The organism is Streptomyces sp. NPDC042002 (genome assembly GCF_055588305.1).
On record NZ_JBVJCT010000009.1, the window covers coordinates 248,685 to 271,099 of the forward strand.

At 71.7% G+C, this 22,415-nt stretch carries 24 protein-coding genes; 13 read left to right on the forward strand and 11 right to left on the reverse strand.

Going from position 1 to position 22,415, the window contains the following annotated elements:
• Window positions 1-234 precede the first annotated feature (234 nt).
• From ACZ6KY_RS17010 to ACZ6KY_RS17030, 5 genes are all read left to right on the forward strand, one after another.
• Entirely contained in the window at window positions 235-1,596 is a 1,362-nt protein-coding gene (locus ACZ6KY_RS17010; RefSeq protein WP_469311061.1) for a ferredoxin reductase family protein, read from the forward strand.
• Between the two features lie 7 nt (window positions 1,597-1,603).
• On the forward strand, window positions 1,604-2,077 hold the full coding sequence (locus tag ACZ6KY_RS17015; RefSeq protein WP_469311062.1) for an FMN-binding protein: 474 nt from the start codon (window positions 1,604-1,606) through the stop codon (window positions 2,075-2,077).
• A gap of 125 nt (window positions 2,078-2,202) precedes the next feature.
• Window positions 2,203-3,540, forward strand: coding sequence for a ferredoxin reductase family protein (locus ACZ6KY_RS17020; RefSeq protein WP_469311092.1), 1,338 nt, complete (start codon window positions 2,203-2,205; stop codon window positions 3,538-3,540).
• 19 nt (window positions 3,541-3,559) lie between these two features.
• Window positions 3,560-4,381 carry an FMN-binding protein gene (locus tag ACZ6KY_RS17025; RefSeq protein ID WP_469311063.1) on the forward strand — a complete coding sequence of 274 codons (822 nt, stop codon included), beginning with the start codon at window positions 3,560-3,562 and terminating at the stop codon, window positions 4,379-4,381.
• Complete coding sequence (locus ACZ6KY_RS17030; protein WP_469311064.1) at window positions 4,374-5,165, forward strand: FAD:protein FMN transferase; 792 nt, start codon at window positions 4,374-4,376, stop codon at window positions 5,163-5,165. Before ACZ6KY_RS17025 ends, ACZ6KY_RS17030 begins: the two co-directional genes overlap by 8 nt.
• A 167-nt stretch (window positions 5,166-5,332) precedes the next feature.
• Here the strand turns inward: ACZ6KY_RS17030 and ACZ6KY_RS17035 are convergent, their stop codons facing one another.
• The 5 genes from ACZ6KY_RS17035 to argC are packed head-to-tail and all read right to left on the reverse strand — an operon-like array spanning window position 5,333 to window position 10,185.
• Window positions 5,333-5,869: an arginine repressor gene (locus ACZ6KY_RS17035; protein WP_469311065.1), complete on the reverse strand. Its 537-nt coding sequence runs from the start codon at window positions 5,867-5,869 to the stop codon at window positions 5,333-5,335.
• Between the two features lie 23 nt (window positions 5,870-5,892).
• Window positions 5,893-7,098 carry an acetylornithine transaminase gene (locus ACZ6KY_RS17040; protein ID WP_469311066.1) on the reverse strand — a complete coding sequence of 402 codons (1,206 nt, stop codon included), beginning with the start codon at window positions 7,096-7,098 and terminating at the stop codon, window positions 5,893-5,895.
• Window positions 7,095-8,009, reverse strand: coding sequence for an acetylglutamate kinase (gene argB / locus ACZ6KY_RS17045; RefSeq protein ID WP_469311067.1), 915 nt, complete (start codon window positions 8,007-8,009; stop codon window positions 7,095-7,097). The genes ACZ6KY_RS17040 and argB overlap by 4 nt, the downstream gene beginning before the upstream one ends.
• Window positions 8,006-9,160 (reverse strand): bifunctional glutamate N-acetyltransferase/amino-acid acetyltransferase ArgJ, encoded by a 1,155-nt coding sequence (gene argJ, locus ACZ6KY_RS17050; protein ID WP_469311068.1) that lies wholly within the window; start codon window positions 9,158-9,160, stop codon window positions 8,006-8,008. Before argJ ends, argB begins: the two co-directional genes overlap by 4 nt.
• Entirely contained in the window at window positions 9,157-10,185 is a 1,029-nt protein-coding gene (gene argC / locus ACZ6KY_RS17055; RefSeq protein WP_469311069.1) for an N-acetyl-gamma-glutamyl-phosphate reductase, read from the reverse strand. The genes argJ and argC overlap by 4 nt, the downstream gene beginning before the upstream one ends.
• A gap of 229 nt (window positions 10,186-10,414) precedes the next feature.
• Here argC and ACZ6KY_RS17060 point away from each other — a divergent pair, with 229 nt between their 5' ends.
• Window positions 10,415-11,203, forward strand: a complete 789-nt coding sequence (locus ACZ6KY_RS17060) for a VOC family protein (protein WP_469311070.1) — start codon at window positions 10,415-10,417, stop codon at window positions 11,201-11,203.
• A gap of 223 nt (window positions 11,204-11,426) precedes the next feature.
• Here ACZ6KY_RS17060 and ACZ6KY_RS17065 read toward each other — a convergent pair whose 3' ends face one another.
• From ACZ6KY_RS17065 to ACZ6KY_RS17075, 3 genes are all read right to left on the reverse strand, one after another.
• The gene (locus tag ACZ6KY_RS17065; RefSeq protein WP_469311071.1) at window positions 11,427-12,713 is read right to left on the reverse strand and encodes an RNA polymerase sigma factor; all 1,287 of its coding nucleotides are present in this window, start codon (window positions 12,711-12,713) and stop codon (window positions 11,427-11,429) included.
• Window positions 12,677-13,000 (reverse strand): YciI family protein, encoded by a 324-nt coding sequence (locus ACZ6KY_RS17070; protein ID WP_469311072.1) that lies wholly within the window; start codon window positions 12,998-13,000, stop codon window positions 12,677-12,679. Before ACZ6KY_RS17070 ends, ACZ6KY_RS17065 begins: the two co-directional genes overlap by 37 nt.
• Window positions 13,001-13,468: 468 nt before the next feature.
• Window positions 13,469-13,861 (reverse strand): DUF5997 family protein, encoded by a 393-nt coding sequence (locus tag ACZ6KY_RS17075; RefSeq protein ID WP_469311073.1) that lies wholly within the window; start codon window positions 13,859-13,861, stop codon window positions 13,469-13,471.
• Window positions 13,862-13,942: 81 nt separating this feature from the next.
• Here ACZ6KY_RS17075 and ACZ6KY_RS17080 point away from each other — a divergent pair, with 81 nt between their 5' ends.
• The 4 genes from ACZ6KY_RS17080 to ACZ6KY_RS17095 all read left to right on the forward strand — a co-directional run bounded on the left by ACZ6KY_RS17080 (window position 13,943) and on the right by ACZ6KY_RS17095 (window position 16,372).
• Complete coding sequence (locus ACZ6KY_RS17080; protein WP_469311074.1) at window positions 13,943-14,767, forward strand: LysR family transcriptional regulator substrate-binding protein; 825 nt, start codon at window positions 13,943-13,945, stop codon at window positions 14,765-14,767.
• Window positions 14,768-14,994: 227 nt separating this feature from the next.
• Entirely contained in the window at window positions 14,995-15,414 is a 420-nt protein-coding gene (locus tag ACZ6KY_RS17085) for a MerR family transcriptional regulator (RefSeq protein WP_469311075.1), read from the forward strand.
• The gene (locus ACZ6KY_RS17090) at window positions 15,411-15,863 is read left to right on the forward strand and encodes a carboxymuconolactone decarboxylase family protein (protein ID WP_469311076.1); all 453 of its coding nucleotides are present in this window, start codon (window positions 15,411-15,413) and stop codon (window positions 15,861-15,863) included. The genes ACZ6KY_RS17085 and ACZ6KY_RS17090 overlap by 4 nt, the downstream gene beginning before the upstream one ends.
• A gap of 47 nt (window positions 15,864-15,910) precedes the next feature.
• Entirely contained in the window at window positions 15,911-16,372 is a 462-nt protein-coding gene (locus ACZ6KY_RS17095; protein WP_469311077.1) for a DUF6314 family protein, read from the forward strand.
• Here the strand turns inward: ACZ6KY_RS17095 and ACZ6KY_RS17100 are convergent.
• Together ACZ6KY_RS17100 and ACZ6KY_RS17105 are read right to left on the reverse strand one after the other, a co-directional pair.
• Window positions 16,354-16,947 carry a histidine phosphatase family protein gene (locus ACZ6KY_RS17100; protein ID WP_469311078.1) on the reverse strand — a complete coding sequence of 198 codons (594 nt, stop codon included), beginning with the start codon at window positions 16,945-16,947 and terminating at the stop codon, window positions 16,354-16,356. The genes ACZ6KY_RS17095 and ACZ6KY_RS17100 overlap by 19 nt on opposite strands.
• 346 nt (window positions 16,948-17,293) lie before the next feature.
• On the reverse strand, window positions 17,294-18,730 hold the full coding sequence (locus ACZ6KY_RS17105; RefSeq protein WP_469311079.1) for an aminotransferase-like domain-containing protein: 1,437 nt from the start codon (window positions 18,728-18,730) through the stop codon (window positions 17,294-17,296).
• Between ACZ6KY_RS17105 and ACZ6KY_RS17110 the strand changes: the two genes are divergently transcribed.
• Both ACZ6KY_RS17110 and ACZ6KY_RS17115 read left to right on the forward strand, forming a co-directional pair.
• The gene (locus ACZ6KY_RS17110; protein ID WP_469311080.1) at window positions 18,729-19,679 is read left to right on the forward strand and encodes a DMT family transporter; all 951 of its coding nucleotides are present in this window, start codon (window positions 18,729-18,731) and stop codon (window positions 19,677-19,679) included. The genes ACZ6KY_RS17105 and ACZ6KY_RS17110 overlap by 2 nt on opposite strands.
• A 94-nt stretch (window positions 19,680-19,773) precedes the next feature.
• Window positions 19,774-19,968: a DUF1918 domain-containing protein gene (locus ACZ6KY_RS17115; protein ID WP_469311081.1), complete on the forward strand. Its 195-nt coding sequence runs from the start codon at window positions 19,774-19,776 to the stop codon at window positions 19,966-19,968.
• Window positions 19,969-20,004: 36 nt separating this feature from the next.
• Here ACZ6KY_RS17115 and ACZ6KY_RS17120 read toward each other — a convergent pair whose 3' ends face one another.
• On the reverse strand, window positions 20,005-21,252 hold the full coding sequence (locus ACZ6KY_RS17120) for a glycoside hydrolase family 10-like protein (RefSeq protein WP_469311082.1): 1,248 nt from the start codon (window positions 21,250-21,252) through the stop codon (window positions 20,005-20,007).
• Window positions 21,253-21,381: 129 nt separating this feature from the next.
• Here ACZ6KY_RS17120 and ACZ6KY_RS17125 point away from each other — a divergent pair, with 129 nt between their 5' ends.
• Window positions 21,382-22,284 carry a 3-hydroxybutyryl-CoA dehydrogenase gene (locus ACZ6KY_RS17125; protein ID WP_469311083.1) on the forward strand — a complete coding sequence of 301 codons (903 nt, stop codon included), beginning with the start codon at window positions 21,382-21,384 and terminating at the stop codon, window positions 22,282-22,284.
• Window positions 22,285-22,415 lie beyond the last annotated feature (131 nt).

The window sequence follows — 22,415 nt, forward strand, 5'->3', positions numbered from 1 at the left end:
CGCCTTCCAGCATCGCCCCTCCCGACGGCCGCACCTTGCCACGCGGCCTCTGAGTTTCCTCTGAGTCGTCTCTCCTCAGAGGTCCCCCTGTTTCCCTCGGCCTTCCCCTCCTCCGCCCCTTCCCGGTCGCTCTCAGTTTGCTGTGAGTCCGCGCCGAAGGGGCCGGTTCAGAGCCTCCTCAGAGGTTCCGGACGCACAGTTTGCTCCCGGACTGCCGGAAAAGAGGACGGACAGATGACCACGGTGTACGAGCGGGCGGCTGACCCGCGCGGGACGCGAGGACGCAGGCGGCCGCGGCCCTCGCCCGCCGGGCCGCTGCTGGCCCTGCTCTGGGCGGGAGCGGCCGCGGTCCTCGCCCTGTGGTGGACCGACACCCGGTCGGTGGTGGGCCTCGCCGGCTGGCTGACGGACGCCGGACGGATCGCCGGGCTGCTGTGCGGCTACAGCTGCGCCGTCCTGGTGGCGCTGATGGCCCGGGTCCCGCTCCTGGAGCGGCGCGTCGGCTCCGACCGGGTGGCCCGCTGGCACGCCATGGCCGGCCGCTACACGATCTGCCTGCTGGTCGCGCACGTCACCCTGATCCTCTTCGGCTACGCCGCCCAGGACGGGACGGGCATCGTGCACGAGACGCTGAGCGTGGTGTTCGACTACCCGGACATGCTCAAGGCGACGACCGGCACGGTCGTCCTCTTCGCCGTCGGGATCACCTCGGCGCGTCTGGCCCGCCGCCGGATCAGCCACGAGTTCTGGTACTACGTCCATCTGCTGACGTACGTGGCGGTCTTCCTGGCCTTCTTCCACCAGCTCGCGCTCGGCTCCGACTTCGTCGGCGACAGCGCGGCGCAGGCCGCCTGGTACGCGCTCTACCTGGGCACGGCCGCCCTCGTCGTCTGGTTCCGCCTGCTGGTCCCCGTACGGCTCAACCGGCGCCACCGGCTGCGCGTGGAGTCCGTGCACCGGGAGTCCCCCGGGGTGTTCTCCATCGTGATATGCGGGGAGGGTCTGGACGAACTGAACGCGCGGGCGGGCCAGTTCTTCCGCTGGCGGTTCCTCGCGGACGGGATGCGGTGGACCTCGACGCCGTACTCCCTGTCGGCGCCGCCCCGGCCCGACCGGATGCGGATCACCGTGAAGGCGCTCGGCGACCACAGCGCGGCCGTGGGGCTGCTGCGTCCCGGCACCCGGGTGTGGGCGGAGGGCCCCTACGGCTCGCTGACCGCCGACCGGAGCACCTCGTCGAAGTCGCTGCTGATCGCGGGCGGCGTCGGCATCACACCACTGCGTGCCCTGTTCGAGGAGCTGCCCGGCCGGGTCACACTCCTCTACCGGGCGCGCACGGCCGAGGACCTGGCGCTGGGCGGCGAGTTGGAGGACATCGCACGGTGGCGCGGGGCCCGCGTCCTGTACGCGGTGAACGCCGCCGACGGCTCGCGCCCGCGGCTCACCGCCGAGTCGCTGCGCGAGGCCGTGCCGGACATCGCCGAGCACGACGTCTATCTCTGCGGACCTCCCGCGATGGCGCGGGACCTGTACGGGGAGCTGCACACCGCGGGTGTCCCCGACCGCCGTATCCACCACGAGTCGTTCGAGCTGTGAGGCCGCCGTGCACGCCCTGAAGAAGAACCGTCCGCTGCGCCGGGTGACGCTGGCGGCCGCCACCACGGTCACCGCTGTCGTCCTGCTCCTCTCGCTGAAGCCGCACACCCCGCCGGCACCGGCCGAAGCCTCCTCGTCCGCGGCTCACTCCCCTTCCTCCGCTTCCTCCTCCTCGGGCACGTCCGGGGGCTCGAGGAGCACGGGGACCAAGACCGTCACCGGCGATACGGTGCAGACCCGTTGGGGTCCGGTCCAGGTACGGATCACGTTGAAGAACGGCCGGATCACGGAAGCCTCCGCGGTGGCCTATCCTTCGGACAATCCCAAGGACCAGGAGATCAACAGTTACGCGATTCCCCAGCTCAGGCGGGAGACGCTGGCCGCCCAGAGTGCCCAGATCGACTCGGTGTCCGGAGCCACCTACACCAGCGGCGGATACAAGCAGTCGCTCCAGTCCGCACTCGACTCGGCGGGCCTCTGAACGCACGGGCGTCGCGGGCCGTATCTCTGGGCCAGGGAGCCACTCCCCTCACCCCGTCTCTCCAGGACGAACACGGAGGAACCGTGTCCACGATCGCCGGTGGCCGCGCCGCGCGGCGCCAGACCATGCGCCGAATCCGCCCTCGCCGCTCGCCCGCCGTCCCGTTGCTGCTCGCCGTCTGGGCCGGCGCCGCGGCGGTCATCTGGCTGTGGTGGATGGATACCCCGTCCATCGCTGACAACAACAGCAGGATCCTCAACGCCGGCCGTATCACCGGGCTGCTCGCCGGGTATCTGATGGCGCTCGTGGTGCTGCAGATGGCCCGCGTCCCCGCCCTCGAACGCCGCGTGGGATCCGACCGGGTGGCGCGCTGGCACGCGATGACCGGCCGCTACACCATCTGCCTGGTCCTCGCCCACCTCTTCCTGACGATGTGGGGCTACGCCCTGCAGTCCGGCAAGGGGCTCGGCCAGATCGTGCAGCAGACCATCGACTCGGTCAACCAGCTGCCCGACATGGGCAAAGCCGCGATCGGCACGGGTCTGCTCGTGCTCATCGGGTTCATCTCCGTGGGCTGGCTGCGCCGGCTGATCCCGTACGACACCTGGTACCACGTCCACCTGCTGACGTACGCCGCGGTGTTCCTGACGTTCTGGCACCAGCTCTCCACCGGCAACGACTTCGCGGTGGAACCCGCCGCCAAGACCGCCTGGTACGGGCTCTACGGATCGGTGACCGCGCTGGTCATCTGGTACCGAATCCTTTCTCCGATCCGGCTGAACCTGAAGCACCGGATGCGGGTCCAGGCCGTCATCGAGGAGACGCCCGGCATCGTGTCGGTGCTGATCAGCGGGCGCAAGCTGCACCGGATGGGCGCGGAGGCCGGACAGTTCTTCCGCTGGCGCTTCCTGGCGCCCGGGATGCGTTTCAGCTCCCACCCGTACTCGCTCTCGGCGGCGCCCCGCCCCAACATGCTGCGCATCACCGTGAAGGCGATCGGCGACCACAGCGCCGCCCTGCGTGATCTGGAGCCGGGCACCCGGGTCTGGGCCGAGGGCCCGTACGGCGCGCTGACGGCCGGCAAGCGCAGTCGCGGCAAGGTGCTCCTGGTGGCGGGCGGTGTCGGCATCACCCCGATGCGGGCGCTGTTCGAGACCCTCCCCGGCGCGTCCGGCGACCTGACGCTCCTCTACCGCGCCAACACCACCCAGGACCTGGCCCTGTGGGACGAACTCGCCGCCATCTCCAAGGAACGCGGCGCGCGTCTGATGTACGCGGTGAACAGCCCCGACGGCGAGCGGCCGGACATCTCGGCGGACTCCCTGCGCCGCAAGCTGCCCGACATCGACCACCACGACGTCTTCATGTGCGGGCCGCCCGGCTTCGCACAGCAGGTGTACGACGCACTGCGCGGCGCGGGGGTCCCCGCCCGCCGCATCCATCACGAGTCGTTCGAGATGTGAGCGACGGGAGTCAGGAACGATGAAGAAGAGTCACCCCATTCGGCGCTTCGTGCTCGCGAGCGCCGCCACCGTGTCCGGAATAGTGCTGCTGCTGGCGCTCAAGCCGGCGTCCGACCCGTCCGCCGCGTCGGCGCAGGCCGGTGCGGCGCCCCAGCAGACGGCGGCCGCGCAGGGATCGCCGCAGGGCGGCACCGCTCAGCAGTCGGGCACCAAGACCGTCACCGGTGACGTGGTGAGGACCGAGTACGGCCCGGTCCAGGTGCGGCTGACCATGGTCGACGGCAGGATCACCAAGGCGGACGCGGTCCAGGCCCCCAAGGGCGGGACCAGCGACCAGAAGACCGCCCTCTCGGTGCCCAAGCTCAACCAGGAAGCCGTCACGGCACAGAGCGCCGACATCGACGCCGTCTCGGGGGCGACGTACACCAGCGGGGGCTACAAGAAGTCCCTGCAGTCGGCCCTGGACAAGGCGAAGGCCGCCGGCGGCACGGCGGGCTCCTCGGGGTCCGCCGGGTCCTCGGGTTCCTCCGGAAAGGCCGGGGCGTCCGCACCGGCCCCGGCCGCTCAGGCGCGTGTCGTCACCGGGACCGTGGCCCAGACCCAGTACGGCCCCGTCCAGGTCCGGCTCACCCTCACCGGCAACAAGATCACCAAGGCCGAGGCGGTCCAGGCCCCCAAGGGCGGTGTCAGCGACCAGAAGACAGCGCTCGCGGTGCCCAAGCTCAACCAGGAAGCCGTCTCGGCGGGCAGTGCCCAGATCGATGCCGTCTCGGGGGCGACCTACACCAGCGGCGGCTACAAGAAGTCGCTCCAGTCGGCTCTGGACAAGGCCGGTGTCTGAGCCGGCGGAGGACGCACCGCAGGCGCTGCGCCATGCCGAGGAAGTGATGGGCACCGTCTTCTCCTTCGACGTGCGCGGCGGAGAACCCGAAGCCGTACGGACGGCGTTGGAGGAGGCGATCGCCCAACTCCACCGTGTGGACGAGGTGTTCAGCACGTACCGCGAGGACAGCCAGATCTCGCGGCTGGTACGCGGAGAGCTCACCGTCGAGGAGTGCGACCCGGAGGTGGCCGAGGTGCTCGATCTCGGCGCCGAGGCGGAACGGGTCAGCGACGGCTGGTTCAGCACGCGGTACGAGGGACAGCTCGACCCGACGGGGATCGTCAAGGGCTGGGCGGCCGAACGCGCGGCCCGGCACCTCACCGCCGCCGGGGCGAGCGGGGTGAGCGTCAACGGCGGCGGCGACGTCCAGCTGTGCGGCGTCCCCGGGCCGCACCGCCCCTGGCGGGTGGGCGTGTCCGACCCGCTCCGTCCGGGCTCGCTCGCCGCGGTGGTCTCCGCGGCCGGAGTCGACGAGCTGGCCGTCGCGACCTCCGGCACCGCCGAGCGCGGCGCCCACATCGTCGACCCGCGCACCGGCACGTCCGCGGTCACCGACCTGCTGGCCGTGACCGTGGTGGGCCCCCGCCTGACCTGGGTGGACGCCTGGGCGACGGCGGCCTTCGCGATGGGCTCACGGGCCGGTCTCGACTGGCTGGAGTCGCTCCCGGACGTGGAGGCACTGCTCATCACGGCGGGCGACGAGGTCAGATGCACGGGGGGACTCGCCCAGCGCCTCGGGTGACCGGCCCGCTTCGGCAGCGCGGACGACCTCACGACCGCCCGGTCTCACTAAGCCGACACCGCCACCCGCACCCGCGTCAGGGCACGGCTGGTATGGCACGGCATACGACGGTGGAGGCGTACCCCGCTCGGGGCGCGCCTCCGCCGTCGTGCTCACTGCCGTACGGGTCAGTGATCGTTCTGGGCCAGCCGCAGCAGATGATCGGCCAGCGCCTGCCCGCCCGTCGGCCCCCGGCTGATCAGCAGCAGGGTGTCGTCCCCCGCGATCGTCCCGAGGATGTCGTGCAGCTCGGCCTGGTCGATCGCCGAGGCGAGGAACTGCGCGGCCCCGGGCGGGGTGCGCAGGACCACGAGATTCGCCGAGGCCTCCGCGGAGATCAGCAGCTCCATGGAGAGCCTGCGCATCCGCTCCTCCTTCGCCGACTCCCCCAGCGGCGCGCGCGGGGTGCGGAACCCGCCCTCGCTCGGTACCGCGTAGATGAGGTCGCCGTCGTTGTTGCGGATCTTCACCGCGTTCAGCTCGTCGAGGTCCCGGGAGAGCGTCGCCTGGGTGACGTTCAGCCCGTCGTCGGCGAGAAGCTTCGCCAACTGGCTCTGCGAGCGCACCGGTTGCCGGTTGAGGATGTCCACGATCCGGCGGTGGCGTGCGGTGCGGGTCTGCGGCACGGCAGGCCCTGCGTGCTCGTGGTCCTGCGCCTGACTCATCGTCGTCGTCCCATTTCCCTGGATCATCCGTCCCCGTTGGCTGCGTCGAGGATGCCGGGAAGGGCCCGGAGGAACGCGTCCACTTCGTCATCGCCGAGGTTCAGCGGCGGCATCAGCCGTACGACATCGGGGGCGGGCACGTTCACCAGGAAACCGGCGTCCTGAGCCGCCTGCTGCACCTGGGGCGCGAGCGGCTCGGTGAGCACGATACCCAGGAGCAGTCCCGCACCCCGGACATGGTCGATCAACGGATGGCCGGAACCGTCGCCGCCCTCGATTCCGTCCCGCAGTTTCCCGCCGGCGCGCTTCACGTTCTCCAGGAGCCCCTCGGACTCGATCGTGTCGAGCACGGCGAGTCCGGCGGCGCAGACGACCGGGTTGCCGCCGAAGGTCGTGCCGTGGTGGCCGGGTCCCAGCAGCCCGGCGGCGCGGCCGAAGGCGACGGTGGCGCCGAGCGGCAGTCCGCCGCCGAGGCCCTTGGCGAGCGTGACGATGTCGGGCAGGACGCCTTCGTGGGCCTGGTACTCGAACCAGTGGCCGGTACGGCCGATGCCGGTCTGCACCTCGTCCAGGACGAGCAGGGCGCCATGGGCGGCGGTGATCGCCCGGGCGGCCTTGAGGTAGCCGGGAGGCGGTACGACCACGCCGTTCTCGCCCTGGATCGGCTCGATGATCACCAGCGCGGTGTCCTCGGTGACCGCCTGGGCGAGTGCCTGCGCGTCGCCGTACGGGACATGCGTGACGTCGCCGGGCAGCGGCAGGAAGGGCTCCCGCTTGGCGGGCTGGCCGGTGAGCGCGAGGGCGCCCATGGTCCGCCCGTGGAAGCCGCCGGTGGTGGCGACCATGTGGGTCCGGCCGGTCAGCCGGCCGATCTTGAAGGCGGCCTCGTTGGCCTCGGCGCCCGAGTTGCAGAAGTACACCCGGCCCTCGCGCCCGAAGAGCTGGAGCAGCCGTTCGGCGAGCGCGACGGGCGGTTCGGCGACGAAGAGGTTGGAGACATGGCCGAGGGCGCCGATCTGGCGGGTCACGGCCTCGACGATCGCGGGGTGGCCGTGTCCGAGCGCGTTGACCGCGATGCCGCCGACGAAGTCGAGGTACTGGTTGCCGTCGGCGTCCCACAGCTTCGTCCCGGCACCGCGGACGAGCGGCAGTCGCGGGGTGCCGTAGTTGTCCATGAGCGCGCCCTGCCACCGCTGGGTGAGCTCCGCGTTCGTCACGCTGCCGGTCATGCGACGTCCCCCGCTTCCTCGTCGTCCGGCACGACCATCGTGCCGATGCCCTCATCGGTGAAGATCTCCAGCAGGATCGAGTGCTGGACCCGGCCGTCGATGACACGGGCGGTGGTGACGCCGTTGCGTACGGCGTGCAGACAGCCCTCCATCTTCGGCACCATGCCGCTGGCCAGCTCGGGAAGGAGTTTCTCCAGCTGGGTGGCGGTGAGGCGGCTGATCACCTCGTCGCTGTTCGGCCAGTCCTCGTAGAGGCCCTCGACGTCCGTGAGGACCATGAGGGTCTCGGCACCCAGTGCGGCAGCGAGTGCCGCAGCCGCCGTATCAGCATTGACGTTGTAGACATGTCCGTCGTCCTGGCTCCGGGCGATCGAGGAGACGACCGGGATACGGCCGTCGGCGAGCAGTGCCTCGATCGCGCCCGTGTCGATCGCGGTGATCTCGCCCACCCGCCCGATGTCGACCAACTCCCCGTCGATCATGGGCTGGTGCTTGGTGGCGGTGATGGTGTGCGCGTCCTCGCCGGTGAGACCGACGGCGAGCGGTCCGTGCTCGTTGAGCAGTCCGACCAGCTCGCGCTGGACCTGTCCGGCCAGCACCATGCGGACGACGTCCATCGCGTCCTCGGTGGTGACGCGCAGGCCCGCCTTGAACTCGCTGATGATGCCGTGCCGGTCGAGGGCGGCGCTGATCTGCGGACCGCCGCCGTGCACGACGACCGGCTTGAGGCCCGCGTGGTGCAGGAAGACGATGTCCTGGGCGAAGGCCGCCTTCAGCTCACTGTCGATCATGGCGTTGCCGCCGAACTTGACGACGACCGTCTTGCCGCGGTGCCGGGTCAGCCAGGGCAGCGCCTCGATGAGGATCTGCGCCTTGGGCAGAGCGGTGTGCTTGCGGGTCAGGTTGCTCATGAGGAGTACGCGCTGTTCTCGTGGACGTAGTCCGCGGTGAGGTCGTTGGTCCAGATCACGGCGGTCGCGTCGCCCTCGGCGAGGTCGGCGACGATGTGGACCTCGCGGTAGCGCATGTCGACGAGTTCGCGGTCCTCGCCGACCCCGCCGCTCTTGCAGACCCAGACGCCGTTGATGGCGACATTGAGACGGTCCGGGTCGAAGGCGGCCTTGGTGGTGCCGATCGCGGACAACACGCGCCCCCAGTTGGGGTCTTCGCCGTGGATCGCGCACTTGAGGAGGTTGTTGCGGGCGATGGAGCGGCCCACCTCGACGGCGTCGTCCTCGCTCGCGGCGCCCACGACCTCCACCTTGATGTCCTTGCTGGCGCCCTCGGCGTCGCGGATGAGCTGCTGACCGAGGTCGTCGCAGACCGCGCGGACCGCCTCGGCGAACTCCGTGTACTCCGGGGTGACTTCGCCGGCCCCGGAGGCGAGCAGCAGCACGGTGTCGTTGGTGGACATGCAGCCGTCGGAGTCGACGCGGTCGAAGGTCGTACGGGTGGCGTCGCGCAGCGCGCGGTCGAGGGTCGCGCTGTCCACGTCCGCGTCGGTGGTGAGTACGACGAGCATGGTGGCGAGGCCGGGGGCGAGCATGCCGGCGCCCTTGGCCATGCCGCCGACGGTCCAGCCGGGCCGTGTCACGACCGAGGTCTTGTGCACGGAGTCGGTGGTCTTGATGGCGATGGCGGCCTTCTCGCCGCCGTGCGGGCCGAGTTGGGCCACCGCCAGATCGATGCCGGGAAGCAGCCTGTCCATCGGCAGCAGCACGCCGATGAGGCCGGTCGAGCACACGGCGACGCTGCCCGCGCCGGTGTCACCGAGCGCCTCGGCGACCTTCTCGGCGGTGGCGTGGGTGTCCTGGAAACCCTTGGGTCCCGTACAGGCGTTGGCACCACCGGAGTTGAGGACGACCGCGGTCAACTCGCCGCTCTTGAGGACCTGCTCGGACCACAGGACCGGCGCGGCCTTCACACGGTTGGAGGTGAAGACGCCCGCGGCGGCGCGGCGGGGCCCGTTGTTGACCACGAGGGCCAGGTCCGGGTTGCCGTTCTCCTTGATCCCGGCGGCAATCCCGGCCGCGGTGAATCCCTGTGCTGCCGTGACGCTCACGGTGCGACTCCGATCGTGGAAAGTCCCAGCTCCTCGGGGAGGCCGAGGGCGAGGTTCATGCTCTGGACGGCACCGCCCGCGGTGCCCTTGGTCAGGTTGTCGATGGCGCTGATCGCGATGATGCGGTGCGCGGCGGCGTCGTACGCGACCTGGACCTGAACGGCGTTGGAACCGTAGACGGACGCCGTGGCGGGCCACTGCCCCTCGGGGAGGAGGTGGACGAAGGACTCGTCGGCGAAGGCCTTCTCGTAGGCGGCCCGTACGGACTCGGCGGTGACGTCCGGCTTCGCCTTGGCGCTGCAGGTGGCGAGGATGCCGCGGGGCATGGGCGCGAGGGTGGGTGTGAAGGAGACGGTGACGGGCTCTCCGGCGGCCGCGCTGAGGTTCTGGATCATCTCGGGGGTGTGCCGGTGGACGCCGCCGACGCCGTACGGGGTCATCGACCCCATGACCTCGCTGCCGAGCAGGTGCGCCTTGGGCGTCTTGCCGGCACCCGAGGTGCCGGAGGCCGCGACGATCACGGCCTCGGGCTCCGCCAGCCCGGCCGCGTACGCCGGGAAGAGGGCCAGCGAGGCGGCCGTCGGGTAGCAGCCGGGCACCGCGATGCGCTTGGACCCCTCCAGCGCGGCGCGGGCGCCCGGCAGTTCGGGGAGGCCGTACGGCCAGGTCCCGGCGTGCGCGGAGGCGTAGAACCGCTCCCAGTCGGCCGGGTCCTTCAGCCGGAAGTCGGCGCCCATGTCGACCACCAGGACCTCGGGGCCGAGCTGCTCGGCGACCGCGGCGGACTGTCCGTGGGGCAGCGCGAGGAACACCACGTCGTGGCCGGCCAGCACCTCGGGCGTGGTCTCCGCGAGGACGCGGTCCGCGAGCGGCAGCAGATGGGGCTGGAGCGCGCCGAGCCGGCCGCCCGCGTTGGAGTTGCCGGTCAGGGCGCCGATCTCGATCTCGGGGTGCGCCAGAAGGAGACGCAGCAGTTCCCCGCCCGCGTACCCACTCGCTCCCGCCACCGCCGCGCGCATCGCCATGGAACCCTCCTCTTGGATGGCATGACTATACGTTTCGCTGCACGTTTATGCAATCACCCATCGCGGAGCGCTGCCCCGGCCGATGCGGCTGAGCGGCTGAGTCGACCCTTTGGCGCTTGATGTGACCCGACTGGGCGTTGTCGTCGGCACGCGGGGTAGCGAGAGTTGATCCCTGGTCGGCCACGGTACTGCGGATGCCGTTGCGGAGCGGGCGCATACGATCGCCCGCATGGCACTGCGACCTGTTCAGCTGAACGTAAAGGCTCTTGATGTCTCGGCGGTCGGCCGGTTCTGGGCGGAGGCGCTCGGCTGGGGTACCTACCGCGGGGGATCCGGCGCGATCACCTACGTCGGACCCGGCGTGACCGACGTCGGACCCGTCATGAGCGACGTCGGATCCGTCGGCGGCTTCGTCTGGCCGGACCCGGTCGTCGTCTGCGTCGACGTCGTGACCGTCCCGGAACCCAAGACGGCGACAAAGAACCGTGTGCACCTCGATCTCGCCACCACCTCCGCGGCCCATCAGGCGGAGTTGGTCGCGCGCCTGAAGGCTCTCGGTGCGAGGCCCGCCCACGTGGGCCGGGGCAGTGTGCCGTGGACGGTCCTCGCCGACCCGGAGGGCAACGAGTTCTGCGTGCTGGAGCCTCGGGAGACCTACCGGGACACCGGACCGATCGCCCGGGTGGTGGTCGACTGCGCGGATCCGCGGGCCATGGCCCGGTTCTGGGACGAGGCGATGGACTGGACCCTGCACGAGGTGACCGACGATCACGCGGTGCTGCGCTCCGCCGAGGATGCCGGCCCGTATCTCGAGTTCGTCCGCACGCCCGACACGAAGACCGTTCCGGACCGCGTCCACCTCGACCTGCTGCCGTACCCCGGAGACGACAAGGAGGCGGAGGTCGCCCGGCTGCGGGCCCTCGGCGCCACCGACCTCGACGTCGGCCAGGGCGATGTCGCGTGGACGTGCCTGGCCGACCCGGAGGGCCATGAGTTCTGCGTCCTCGCCCTGCCCTGACGCGGACCCTCGACGACTCGCTCGCGGACCACGACGTACGCCCCCGGCCATGGCCGGACGAGGGCTTGAAATCCGTTCGACCCCGCGCACCTCGCGCCTCACCCGGTGACGGTCGCAGGCCTGTTCTCGGCGCGGGGAGCCATGAGATCCGCGTGCGGAACTTCAAGTGGGCTGTTCCCAGCTCCAGTTGGCGGACGGGTGTTCTCTCCGCCCGGTCGCCGGGTCACCCGGAGGGGCGCTGCCCCAACTGGTCGCGGCGGCGCGTCAGATGGGCGGTCTCGGCGGTGTTGCCCGCCAGCTCGATGGCTTTGTCGTAGGCCGCGCGCGACTTCCGACTGCGGCCCAGCCGACGCAGCAGGCCGGCGCGGGTCGCGTGATAGGCGTGATAGCCGGCGAGTTCGTCCTCGAGACGGTCTACGGCCGCCAGCGCCACCTCCGGGCCGTCGAGTTCGGCGACCGCGACGGCCCGGTTGAGGGCGACGACCGGCGAGGGGTCGATGCGGACGAGCTGGTCGTAGAGGGCGACGACCTGCGACCAGTCGGTGTCTCGTACGTCGCGGGCAAAGGTGTGCACGGCGTTGATCGCTGCCAGGATCTGGTAGCGCCCCGGAGCCACACCGGCGGCGGCAGTAGCCAGGCGTTCCCGTACCAGCCGATGGCCCTCGGTGATCAGAGCCGCGTCCCAGGCTCCACGGTCCTGCTCGTCGAGAGCGACCAGTTCGCCGCTCGGTGAGACCCGGGCGGTACGGCGGGCCTCGGTGAGGAGCATCAGTGCCAGCAGTCCGGCCACCTCCCCGTCCTGCGGCATGAGGGCACGGATCAGGCGCGTGAGCCGGATCGCCTCGGCGGTCAGGTCGTGACGTACGGGATCGGTGCCGGGGCCGGTCGCCAGGTAGCCCTCGTTGAAGACGAGGAAGAGGACGGCGAGTACGCCGGAGACGCGTCCCGGGAGATCCTCCGCGGAGGGCACCCGACAGGGGATGCGAGCCGCCTTGGTCTTGGCCTTCGCGCGGGTGATCCGCTGCCCCATGGCGCTCTCCCGCACCAGGAAGGCACGGGCGATCTCGGTCGTGGTCAGACCGCCGACCATGCGCAGCGTCAGCGCCACGCGGGCCTCCATCGCGAGCGCCGGGTGGCAGCAGGTGAAGATCAGCCGGAGCCGTTCGTCATCGATCGGGCCGAGAGGCTCGGGCGGGTCGTCGTACGACATCTGAGCCTCCTTCTGCTTGTCGCCGCGCTTGTTCTCGCGCCGGACCCGGTCGATGGCCTTGCGGTGGGCGGTCGTGGTCAGCCAGGCGCCGGGACTGGGCGGTACGCCATCGGCCGGCCACCGCTCGACGGCGGTCGCGAACGCCTCGGCCGCCGCCTCCTCGGCGATGTCGAGGTCACCGAAACGCCTGGCCAGGGCGGCGACCACCCGCGCCCACTCCTCGTGGTGGGCCCGGGTGATCGCCTCCTGGACGTCGGTCACGCTCACAGGACCGGCCGCACCTCGACCTTCCGATTGCATGCCTTGGACCCCTCAGCCGCCAGCTCGAGCGCCACGTCGAGGTCGGGAGCCTCGAGAATCCAGAAGCCGGCGAGGTACTCCTTCGACTCCAGGAAGGGCCCGTCGGTGAACAACGCCTCCCCACCGCGGTTGTCGATCACCGTGGCCGTGCCGGGCGCCCCGAGGCCGGCGGCGAAGACCCAGTACCCCTCGGCCACGAGCCGGTCGTTGAACACGTCGATCGCAGCCATCTCGTCCGGGGTGGCGAGGTCCGCCTTGTCATGGATCACGGAAACCAGGTACTGCATCTCGGATCGTCTCCCGTGCTGTGCGGGCACCCCTCGCGGGCGACCTCTCACCCGTACTACGAACGCCCCCGCCCCGATCCGACACCGCCCCCGGATCTCTTTCGAGGAACCTCGGACCCGTTCCCGCGGCCAGAGAACCGGCTCGGCAGCTTCCTCGCCTCCGTCGCGGCGGGCTCCCGGCGGTCCGGGTCGGCCTTCGCCGGGTCGTCGCCACCGGGGCCCGAGGCCCTGCGCCGGACCGCGGACCGTATGCGGACACATGGCGACATGTCGCCCACCAGGCGACGGGCACGTTCCAGTTCCCCGTCGTCACCTTCCTGATCCCGCCGGGCGCGGTGATCTACCTGCTCGTCGAGGCGTACGGCCACACGAGCGGACGCCAGGGCTCCCCACCCGGCACGACCGGCTCCGGCGGCCGCGGCGCCCCGGGGATCGACGGCTGAGACAGATCCCCGGCGGGCGCCCCGGTCAGGAACGCTTGGCGTCGCGCTCCGCGTTCTTCTCCTTGATGCGTACCGCTTCCTTGCGGGCCTCGGCCTGGGTGGCGCGCTCGCGGCGCAGCCACGAGGGCTCCTCCGTCTTCAGCGCCTCGATCTGCTCGGTGGTGAGCGCCTCGCTGACGCCGCCGCGGGCGAGTCCCGCGATGGAGACACCGAGCTTGGCCGCGACGACCGGCCGCGGGTGCGGGCCGGTGCGGCGCAGCTCCTGGAGCCACTCGGGCGGGTCGGTCTGCAGCGCGTTCAGCTCGGCACGGGAGACAACACCCTCCTGGAACTCGGCGGGGGTGGCCTCGAGGTACACACCCAGCTTCTTCGCCGCGGTGGCGGGCTTCATCGTCTGGGCGGTCTGGTGCGAACTCATGGGTCAAGGGTATCGAGCGCCCGGGCCCCCGCCGACCATTCCGGGTGCGGCACCCATGGCCACGCCGGGTAATCTGACGTGGTGACCGGCTCCGAAGCATCCCCCGCGTTCAGGCTCGCCTACGTTCCGGGGGTGACGCCCTCGAAGTGGGTGCGGATCTGGAACGAGCGGCTGGCGGACGTACCCCTGGCCCTGGTCCCGGTGTCCGCCGCCGAGGTGTACGACGTCCTGCGGCGCGGCGACGCCGACGCGGGCTTCGTCCGGCTGCCGGTCGACCGGGCCGATCTGAGCGCGATCCCTCTCTACACCGAGACGACGGTCGTCGTGGTCCCCAAGGATCACATCGTGGCGGCGGTCGAGCAGGTCTCCGGCGAGGACCTCGCGGACGACATCGTGCTGCACCCCCTCGACGACCCGCTGGACTGGGAGCGGCTGCCGGGCAAGCCCGCGCTGGAGCGGCCCGCGAGCACCGAGGATGCCGTCGAGCTCGTCGCGGCGGGTATCGGGGTCGTGGTGGTTCCGCAGTCCCTCGCCCGTCTCCACCACCGCAAGGACCTCACGTACCGGACGGTCACGGACGCCCCCGAGTCACGCGTCGCGCTGGCCTGGCCGGAGGACCGGACCACCGATCTGGTGGAGGAATTCATCGGCATCGTGCGCGGCCGCACGGTCAACAGCACGCGCGGACGCGCCCAGACCCCGGCCGCGGCACAGCAGAAGGACCGGGGCGCGGCCAAGTCCACTCCCCGGAAGTCCGACTCGGGTGGCGGCGCACGACGCAAGCCCGCACCCGGCAAGTCGGGCGGCAGGAGCGGCGGCAAGGCCACGGCCAAGAATCCCCGCAGCAGCGGTACCGGCGGCCCGAAGGGCGGCGCCAAGCGCGGCAAGCCCCGCCGCAGCTCCTGATCCGGTCCCGGATCCCGGTTCGACGGCGGCTCCGACGCCGGCTCCTGATCGGGTTGCCGATTCGGTTCCGGCCGAGTCGAAGTGATGGCCCACCCGCGTCGGCCCTGACGCCCCAGAAGCGCGGTGAGGTCCGAGGACCGGCAGAGAGGGCGCGTCGGCCGGGCTCACGAAGCGCGCTCCCCGGCGGCGCTTGACCTGGAGCACACTCCAGGTTCTACGGTTTCTCCATGACCAGCGGACAGCCCCTCCCGCACACCACGGAACCGACCCTCACGATCGCCCAGGTCGTCGAGCGCACCGGCCTCTCGCACGACACGCTGCGGTACTACGAGAAGGCCGGCCTGATCGAACGGGTCGGCCGGACCACCGGCAACCAGCGGCGTTACCTGGCGGCGGACCTGGCCTGGCTGGAGTTCCTGATCCGGCTGCGGGAGACCGGCATGTCGATCGCGGACATGCAGCGGTTCGCGGAGCTGCGCTCCCGGGGCGACGTGACGGTCCCCGACCGGCTGGCGATGCTCCGGGATCACCGCGCCGACCTCAAGGACCGCATGCGGACGCTGCGCCGGAACGCGTCCGCCCTCGACGACAAGATCGACCACTACGAACGGCTGCTGGAGCGGCCGGGATCGGACGACCCGATATGAGCGACGCCGTGGAGAACACCGGGTCCACCACCCGCGAGGAGCGTTTCGAGCACGGTCTGAAGGTCCTCGACCGAGTGGACGGCGAGGCCGGTCGGCGAGTGGTCGCCGCGCTCGGTGACATCAACCCCGAACTGGGCCACCAGATCGTCGCCTGGGGCTTCGGCGACATCTACGACCGGCCCGGACTCGCCCCGCGCGAACGCCAGTTGGTGACCCTCGGCATGCTCACCGCGCTCGGCGGGTGCGAGACCCAGCTGGAGGTGCACGTCAACGCGTCCCTCAACGTGGGGCTTTCCCCGGAGCAGATCGTCGAGGCGCTGCTGCACTCCGCCGTCTACTGCGGTATTCCGAAGGCGATGAACGCGACCCTGGTCGCGAAGAAGGTGTTCGGCGAGCGTGGGGTGCTGCCGGTCGGGCAGCAGCCCACGGCCGGCCCTGCCGCCGCCTGATCCTCAGGGTGAGCTGACGATGACGACGCATCGGAGAGCGGGACGGCATGGGTGAGTTCTGGCCGGTGAGGGACGTACTGACGTACCTGGCCGGGAGCTGGCGAGTGGAACGCACCGTGCGGGATCTCGCGAGCGACGCGGAGGGCCGCTTCACCGGCACGACGGTTTTCGGGCCGCTGGAAGAAGCGGGACCGCTGGAGGACGCGGGGCTGTTGCACCACGAGTCGGGCACCTTCGTGTGGCGGGGCGTGGCGCGGCCCGCCGAACGGACCCTGCGGTTCCTGCCGGGGCAGGACCCCGGGACCGCGCTCGTACGGTTCTCCGACGGCCGCCCGTTCCACGACCTGGACCTGACGAGCGGGCGGTACGTCGCCGACCATCCGTGCGCGGCGGACCTCTACCGGGGCGAGTTCACCGTCCGGGACGAGCAGCACTGGCGGTCCGTCTGGCGGGTGCGGGGGCCCGCGAAGGATCTGGTGCTCACCACCGGCTACGCGCGCCTGGACTGAGTGGCCGCCCCGTCGAAGCGCAGATTCCAGCGGCCCGACCGGCCCGTCACGGTGATCGCCGACAAGGGGCGGACATCGATGTTCCAGTACGTCGACGGCGGCGCCTTCAGCGCGTAGACCAGTGCGGCCCGGACCACCGCCGGCTCGGCCACCGCGACGATGCTGCCGCCGTCGTCGAACGGCCGGGTGTCGAGCCAGGCGCCGACGCGGGCGATGAAGGACAGCAGGCTCTCGCCGCCGTGGGGTGTGGAGCGCGGGTCGGACAGCCAGGAGTCCACGGCCTCGGGCTCGCGGGCCATGGCCTCCCCCAGGGTGAAGCCGCGCCACCGACCCATGTCGCAGTCGCGCAGGGCGAGTTGGACCAGGGGGGCGTAGCCGAGGACGTCACCGGTGGCCCGGCTGCGGGGCGTCGGCGCGCAGTAGCGAAGCTCGGCCGCCGCCAGCGGCAGCAGCCCGGCGGCGGCGCGCTGCGCTTCTTCCCATCCCGCCTGGTCCAGCGGCCGGTCGTCCTCGAAGCGCTCCGCGAGCAGCGAGGAGCTGCGCGCGGCGGCGACGAACGTGACCCGAAGATGCATGCGCAGATCGTGGAGCGCGGGACTCCGCAGGTCAAGGGGGTTACGCAGAGTATCCGAATATTCACTGGACCATCGGCTCCCGGCCTGTGCTCCGGCTGTCCGGGCGCCACGGATTCGATCTTCTCGCCGACGCGGCCACCGCCGAACGGGCCAGGCACGCAGAGCTCGATCCACGAAACTCGGACCGCCCGGAGAGATCCCGAGGTCGGGACTCCGCCGGGTCAGGGCTCGACTCCATCCGGGGCAGCACTCGGCTCCCCCCAACGCAGGGCTCGACTCCATCCGTTCAGGGTCCGGCCCGGGTCGAGCTAGGCCCCGCCCGGCGCGGAGTTCCGCCGCGTCCGGCTCAGGTCCGCACCTCGTCGCACGCCGCTGCCAGTCTCCGTACGCCCTCCGTGATCTCCTCCGTCCCCGCCACCGCCGCGAAGCTCAACCGGATCCGGGCGGCCGGGGGTTCGGCGCTGTAGTAGGGGCGGCCGGGGGTCACGGCCACGCCCGCGCGCAGGGCGGCGGCGACGAGTGCGGACTCGTCGGTGCCGTCGGGCAGCCCGGCCCACAGGTGGTAGCCGCCGAACGGCACGTGGGGCAGGGCGAGTTCGGGGAGCCGTAGCCGCAGCGCGGCGGTCATCGTGTCGCGTCGGGCCTTCAACTCGGCTGAAACTGTGCGCAGATGACGCGGCCAGGCCGGCGAGCCGACGAGTTCGAGCGCGGCCTCCTGGAGCGGGCGTGGTACGAAGAAGGTGTCGACGACCTGGATGGCGCGCAGTCGTTCGAGCACCGGACCGCGCGCGGCCAGTGCGCTCACCCGGAAGCTCGGCGAGGTCGCCTTGGTCAGGGAACCGACGTGCACCACGACTCCGTCCGGGTCCTCGGCGGCCAGCGGACGCGGCAGCGGGCCCGCGTCCTCGTGCACCAGGCGGCGTACGAAGTCGTCCTCGACGACGAAGGCTCCGGCGTTCCGCGCGATGCGCAGCACCTCGCCCCGCCGCTCGGGCGCGAGTACGGCACCGGTCGGATTCTGGAACAGCGGCTGGCAGACGAAGACCCGGGCGCCGGTCGCCCTGAAGGCGTCGGCGAGGAGCTCCGGCTTCACCCCGTCGGGATCCACCGGGACCGGAACGGGGCGAAGACCTGCGGCGCGGGCGATGGCCAGCATGCCCGGATACGTGGGTGACTCGACCAGGACCGGAGCGCCGGGCGGCGCGAGCGCGCGCAGGGCGGTCGTCAGGGCGGACTGGCCGCCCGCGGCGACCAGCACCTCGGCGGCGCCGATGGCCCCGCCGATGCCCCGCGCGAACCACTCGCGCAGTTCAGGCAGACCCTCCATGGGCGGCCGGGACCACGCGCCGGGGCGGCGGCCCGCCCGGGCGAGGGCCGCGCCCATCGCCCGTTCCGGCTGGAGCGAGGGGTGCAGATAGCCGCCGTTGAACTCGACGACACCGGGCGGTGGCGCGGCGAGCGAGACGAGGACGCCGGACGCGTCCACCGTGCGGGGGACGACCTCGGCCGCGGCGTCCGCGCTGAGCGCGACCTCCTGCCAGGACGTGTCCCCGGTGGACGTGATGGCGGGCCGGGGCCGCGCCCGGAAGGCACCCGCGCCGGGCCGGGTGACCACGAGCCCCTCGGCGGCCAGCTGCGCCAGTGCCCGGGACACCGTCACCGGACTCACCCGGAACCGCTCGACCAGTGCCCGGCTCGACGGCAGCTTTCCACCTGGAGAGTAGCGGTTCAGTTCCTGTCGCAGCTGACCCGCCAGATCTCCCACACTGCTACGCTCTTGCATGAGAACAGAGAGTAGCGCTATCGAGCGAACCGAGATAGCGGTCAGCACCGGCACCGAAGCCACGGCCGACGCCCCGGGTCCCGCGCCGGCGGACCGCCGCTCGGGCACCCTTCAGGCGGCCCTCGGCGTCACCGCCTTCTCCCTCACCTTTCCCGCCACCGCCTGGGGCCTGGAGGGCTTCGGCCCCTGGTCGCTGGTGGCCGTGCGCTGCGTCCTCGCGGCGGCCGTCGCGGGCGGCTGCCTCCTCGCGCTGCGGGTCCCCCTGCCGGACCGGCGGCACCTGGCGGGCCTCGCCGTCGTCGCCGCCGGTGTCGTACTCGGCTTCCCGCTGCTGACGACACTCGCCCTGCGGACCTCGACCACCGCCCACGCCGCCGTGGTCGTCGGGCTGCTGCCGCTCACGACGGCGCTGTTCTCGTCACTGCGCACCGGCGCGCGGCCGTCGCGGATGTTCTGGCTGGCGGCCTGCGCGGGTGCGGCCGCGGTGATCGCGTTCACCGTGCAGCAGAGCGGTGGCGCCCTGACGGGGGCGGACGCCTACCTGTTCGGGGCGCTGCTGATCTGCGCGGCGGGCTACACCGAGGGCGGCCGGCTGGCCCGGGTGATGCCGGGCTGGCAGGTCATCGGCTGGGCCCTGGTCCTGTGCCTGCCGTTCAGCGTGCCGGGCGCGCTGGTGGCGCTGTCGTACGAGCCGGTGCGGCTGACGGCGCACAGCGTGACCGGGCTGCTGTGGGTCGCGGCCGGTTCGCAGTTCCTCGGACTGGTCGTCTGGTACCGGGGGATGGCGTCGATCGGGATCCCGAAGGCCAGCCAGTTGCAGCTGGCCCAACCGCTGCTCACACTGGTGTGGTCGGTACTGCTCCTGGGCGAGCGGCTCACCCCGGCGGCGCCCCTCACGGCGGCCGCCGTCCTCGTCTGTATCGCTCTCACCCAGCGGGCGCGGAGCTGACCCCCGCACGCACGGGCCGGGCCAACCCGCGCCCTGGGCCGTAGACTTGAGGCCACGAACCGTTACTCCCGTACAGGACGAGGAGACCGTTCAGATGCACGCAACCAAAGGCGACCAGCTGGTGCAGCACGGCAGGACCGTCGGCCGGCACGACAAGGTCGCGGAGATCACCGAGGTCATGGGAGCCGAAGGCTCTCCCCCCTACCGCGTGCGGTTCGAGGACGGTCACGAGGCTGTGTGCTCGCCTGGCCCGGACTCCGAGATCCGCCACCGGGACATGCCGCAGTAGGACGAGCGGGACGGATGCCGGCAGGCCGGCGGACTCTCAGCGCGGGGGCTTCGCCGGCTGTCGGTAGTGGTCGGCGACGACGCGTGCCATCGCGCCCGTCCGGTCCGCCCCGGCCTCCCTGGCCGCGAAGAAGACGTGACCCCGCACCTCGGGATACCTCGCGGCCAGTGCGAGGTGCCGGGAGAGTTCGGCCGGGTCCTGCCAGGCCGCGGGCTGCGCCGGGTCCCCCGCCTTGTAGAGCGCCTCACCCGCGTACAGCCGTACGCCCGTGCCCCGGGCCACCCGCGCCCACCAGGGCAGCAGCTTCGCGTAGTCGGCGGCGGCGAAGCCGATGTTCCAGTACAGCTGGGGGCAGATGTAGTCGATCCAGCGCTCCCTGACCCATTTCCTGGTGTCTGCGTACAGGTCGTCGTACGTCTCGACGCCGGCCCGGGTCGGCGAGCCGAGCGGGTCGGTCGACGCGTTGCGCCAGACCCCGAAGGGGCTGATCCCGAAGCGGACCCCGGGGCGGACCTTCTTGATGCCCGCCGCCATCTCCAGCACCAGCCGGTCGATGTTGTGGCGCCGCCAGGCGGCTCGGTCCGGGAAGCCCGCGCCGTGTTCGGCGTAGGCCGCGTCGTCGTCGAAGTCCTCGCCGGCCACCGGGTACGGGTAGAAGTAGTCGTCCCAGTGCACGCCGTCGACCGGGTACCGGCGCACCGCGTCGAGCATCGCGGCGCGGACGAACGTCCGGACCGGGGGCAGTCCGGGGTTGTAGTAGAGCTTCCCGCCGTACCGCACGACCCAGTCCGGGTGGACGCGGGCCGGGTGCGAGGGGGCGAGCCTGCCGGGGTCCGGCTGCCCCGAGACGCGGTACGGGTTGAACCAGGCGTGCAGTTCCAGGCCGCGGGCGTGGGCCTCCCGCACCGCGGTGCCCAGCGGGTCCCAGCCGGGATCCTTGCCCTGGACGCCGGTCAGGTACTGGGACCACGGCTCGTACGGCGAGGGCCACAGCGCGTCGGCGGCGGGACGGACCTGGAAGATCACGGTGTTGAGGCGCAGGCGTACCGCCGTGTCGAGACGCGCGAGCAGTTCGGCGCGCTGGCGGGCGGGGCTCAGGCCGGTGCGGGAGGGCCAGTCGCGGTGCGAGGCGGTCGCCAGCCACATGCCCCGCACGGCACGCGGGGCCGCCGACCGGCGCGGCGAGGACGGGCCCCGGGCGGCCACGGCGTCCCCCGCCGTACCGAAGCCCGACAGCGTCGCGAGCGCGGCCGCCGCGAACGCCCGCCGTGGCAGTCGGCTCATATCCGTACCCCCTACTCCGCGGAACCGTCCGGTCACGGAACGTCTCGGTGCCCAGCATGCACCACCCCGACGATCGATCATCGATACTTGGGAGTAACGTGCACGTTCGGAGCAGGGACCGAACAACGGATGACCTGCCAGGCAGTGCGGATCAGCGAAGGGGACGATGTGACCGACATCGAACGCGTCGGAGTGGTGGGCTGCGGCCAGATGGGAGCGGGCATTGCCGAGGTGTGCGCCCGCGCCGGCCTGGACGTCAAGGTCGCCGAGACCACCGGCGAAGCGCTGGAGATCGGCCGGACCCGGCTCTTCACCTCACTGTCCAAGGCGGCCGAGCGCGGAAAGATCTCCGCGGACGAGCTCAAGGCCACTCAGGACCGGCTGAGTTTCACCACGGACCTCGGCGAGTTCGCCGACCGCGACCTGGTGATCGAGGCCGTCGTCGAGAACGAGCAGGTGAAGACCGAGATCTTCCAGGTGCTCGACCAGGTGGTGACCAGGCCGGACGCGATCCTCGCCTCCAACACCTCCTCGATCCCGCTGGTGAAGCTGGCCGTCGCGACCTCGCGGCCCGACCAGGTCATCGGCATCCACTTCTTCAACCCGGCCCCGGTGCAGCAGCTCGTGGAGCTGATCCCGGCGCTGACCACCTCCGAGGGCACCATCGGCCGCGCCCAGCTGTTCGCCGAGAAGGCGCTCGGCAAGCACGCGATCCGCGCCCAGGACCGCTCGGGCTTCGTCGTCAACGCGCTGCTGATCCCGTATCTCCTGTCCGCGATCCGGATGTTCGAGTCGGGAATCGCGAGCCGCGAGGACATCGACAACGGCATGGAGATGGGCTGCGCCCACCCGATGGGCCCGCTCAAGCTGTCCGACCTGATCGGTCTCGACACGGTGGCCTCGGTCGCGTACTCGATGTACGAGGAGTACAAGGAGCCGCTGTACGCCGCTCCCCCGCTGCTCCAGCGCATGGTGGACGCGGGACGCCTCGGCCGCAAGTCGGGCTCGGGGTTCTACACGTACGGCCAGTAATAGCGGAACGCGGGCTCCGTTCAGCGGAGTTCGGGTGGGGGGGGGGGGGGGGGGGGGGGGGGGGGGGGGGGGGGGGGGGGGGGGGGGGGGGGGGGGGGGGGGGGGGGGGGGGGGGGAGGGGGGGGGGGGGG

Bases quoted from the DNA above. Each gene is read 5' to 3' on its own strand.
- ACZ6KY_RS17100 (WP_469311078.1), bottom strand. From the start codon at position 16,947: ATGCATCTTCGGGTCACGTTCGTCGCCGCCGCGCGCAGCTCCTCGCTG.
- ACZ6KY_RS17085 (WP_469311075.1), top strand. From the start codon at position 14,995: ATGACCAGCGGACAGCCCCTCCCGCACACCACGGAACCGACCCTCACG.
- ACZ6KY_RS17065 (WP_469311071.1), bottom strand. From the start codon at position 12,713: ATGCAATCGGAAGGTCGAGGTGCGGCCGGTCCTGTGAGCGTGACCGAC.
- ACZ6KY_RS17125 (WP_469311083.1), top strand. From the start codon at position 21,382: ATGACCTGCCAGGCAGTGCGGATCAGCGAAGGGGACGATGTGACCGAC.
- ACZ6KY_RS17020 (WP_469311092.1), top strand. From the start codon at position 2,203: ATGCGCCGAATCCGCCCTCGCCGCTCGCCCGCCGTCCCGTTGCTGCTC.
- ACZ6KY_RS17075 (WP_469311073.1), bottom strand. From the start codon at position 13,861: ATGAGTTCGCACCAGACCGCCCAGACGATGAAGCCCGCCACCGCGGCG.
- ACZ6KY_RS17070 (WP_469311072.1), bottom strand. From the start codon at position 13,000: ATGCAGTACCTGGTTTCCGTGATCCATGACAAGGCGGACCTCGCCACC.
- ACZ6KY_RS17090 (WP_469311076.1), top strand. From the start codon at position 15,411: ATGAGCGACGCCGTGGAGAACACCGGGTCCACCACCCGCGAGGAGCGT.
- ACZ6KY_RS17060 (WP_469311070.1), top strand. From the start codon at position 10,415: ATGGCACTGCGACCTGTTCAGCTGAACGTAAAGGCTCTTGATGTCTCG.
- ACZ6KY_RS17025 (WP_469311063.1), top strand. From the start codon at position 3,560: ATGAAGAAGAGTCACCCCATTCGGCGCTTCGTGCTCGCGAGCGCCGCC.
- ACZ6KY_RS17035 (WP_469311065.1), bottom strand. From the start codon at position 5,869: ATGAGTCAGGCGCAGGACCACGAGCACGCAGGGCCTGCCGTGCCGCAG.
- ACZ6KY_RS17010 (WP_469311061.1), top strand. From the start codon at position 235: ATGACCACGGTGTACGAGCGGGCGGCTGACCCGCGCGGGACGCGAGGA.
- ACZ6KY_RS17105 (WP_469311079.1), bottom strand. From the start codon at position 18,730: ATGCAAGAGCGTAGCAGTGTGGGAGATCTGGCGGGTCAGCTGCGACAG.
- ACZ6KY_RS17040 (WP_469311066.1), bottom strand. From the start codon at position 7,098: ATGACCGGCAGCGTGACGAACGCGGAGCTCACCCAGCGGTGGCAGGGC.
- ACZ6KY_RS17120 (WP_469311082.1), bottom strand. From the start codon at position 21,252: ATGAGCCGACTGCCACGGCGGGCGTTCGCGGCGGCCGCGCTCGCGACG.
- ACZ6KY_RS17115 (WP_469311081.1), top strand. From the start codon at position 19,774: ATGCACGCAACCAAAGGCGACCAGCTGGTGCAGCACGGCAGGACCGTC.
- argB (WP_469311067.1), bottom strand. From the start codon at position 8,009: ATGAGCAACCTGACCCGCAAGCACACCGCTCTGCCCAAGGCGCAGATC.
- argC (WP_469311069.1), bottom strand. From the start codon at position 10,185: ATGGCGATGCGCGCGGCGGTGGCGGGAGCGAGTGGGTACGCGGGCGGG.
- ACZ6KY_RS17110 (WP_469311080.1), top strand. From the start codon at position 18,729: ATGAGAACAGAGAGTAGCGCTATCGAGCGAACCGAGATAGCGGTCAGC.
- ACZ6KY_RS17095 (WP_469311077.1), top strand. From the start codon at position 15,911: ATGGGTGAGTTCTGGCCGGTGAGGGACGTACTGACGTACCTGGCCGGG.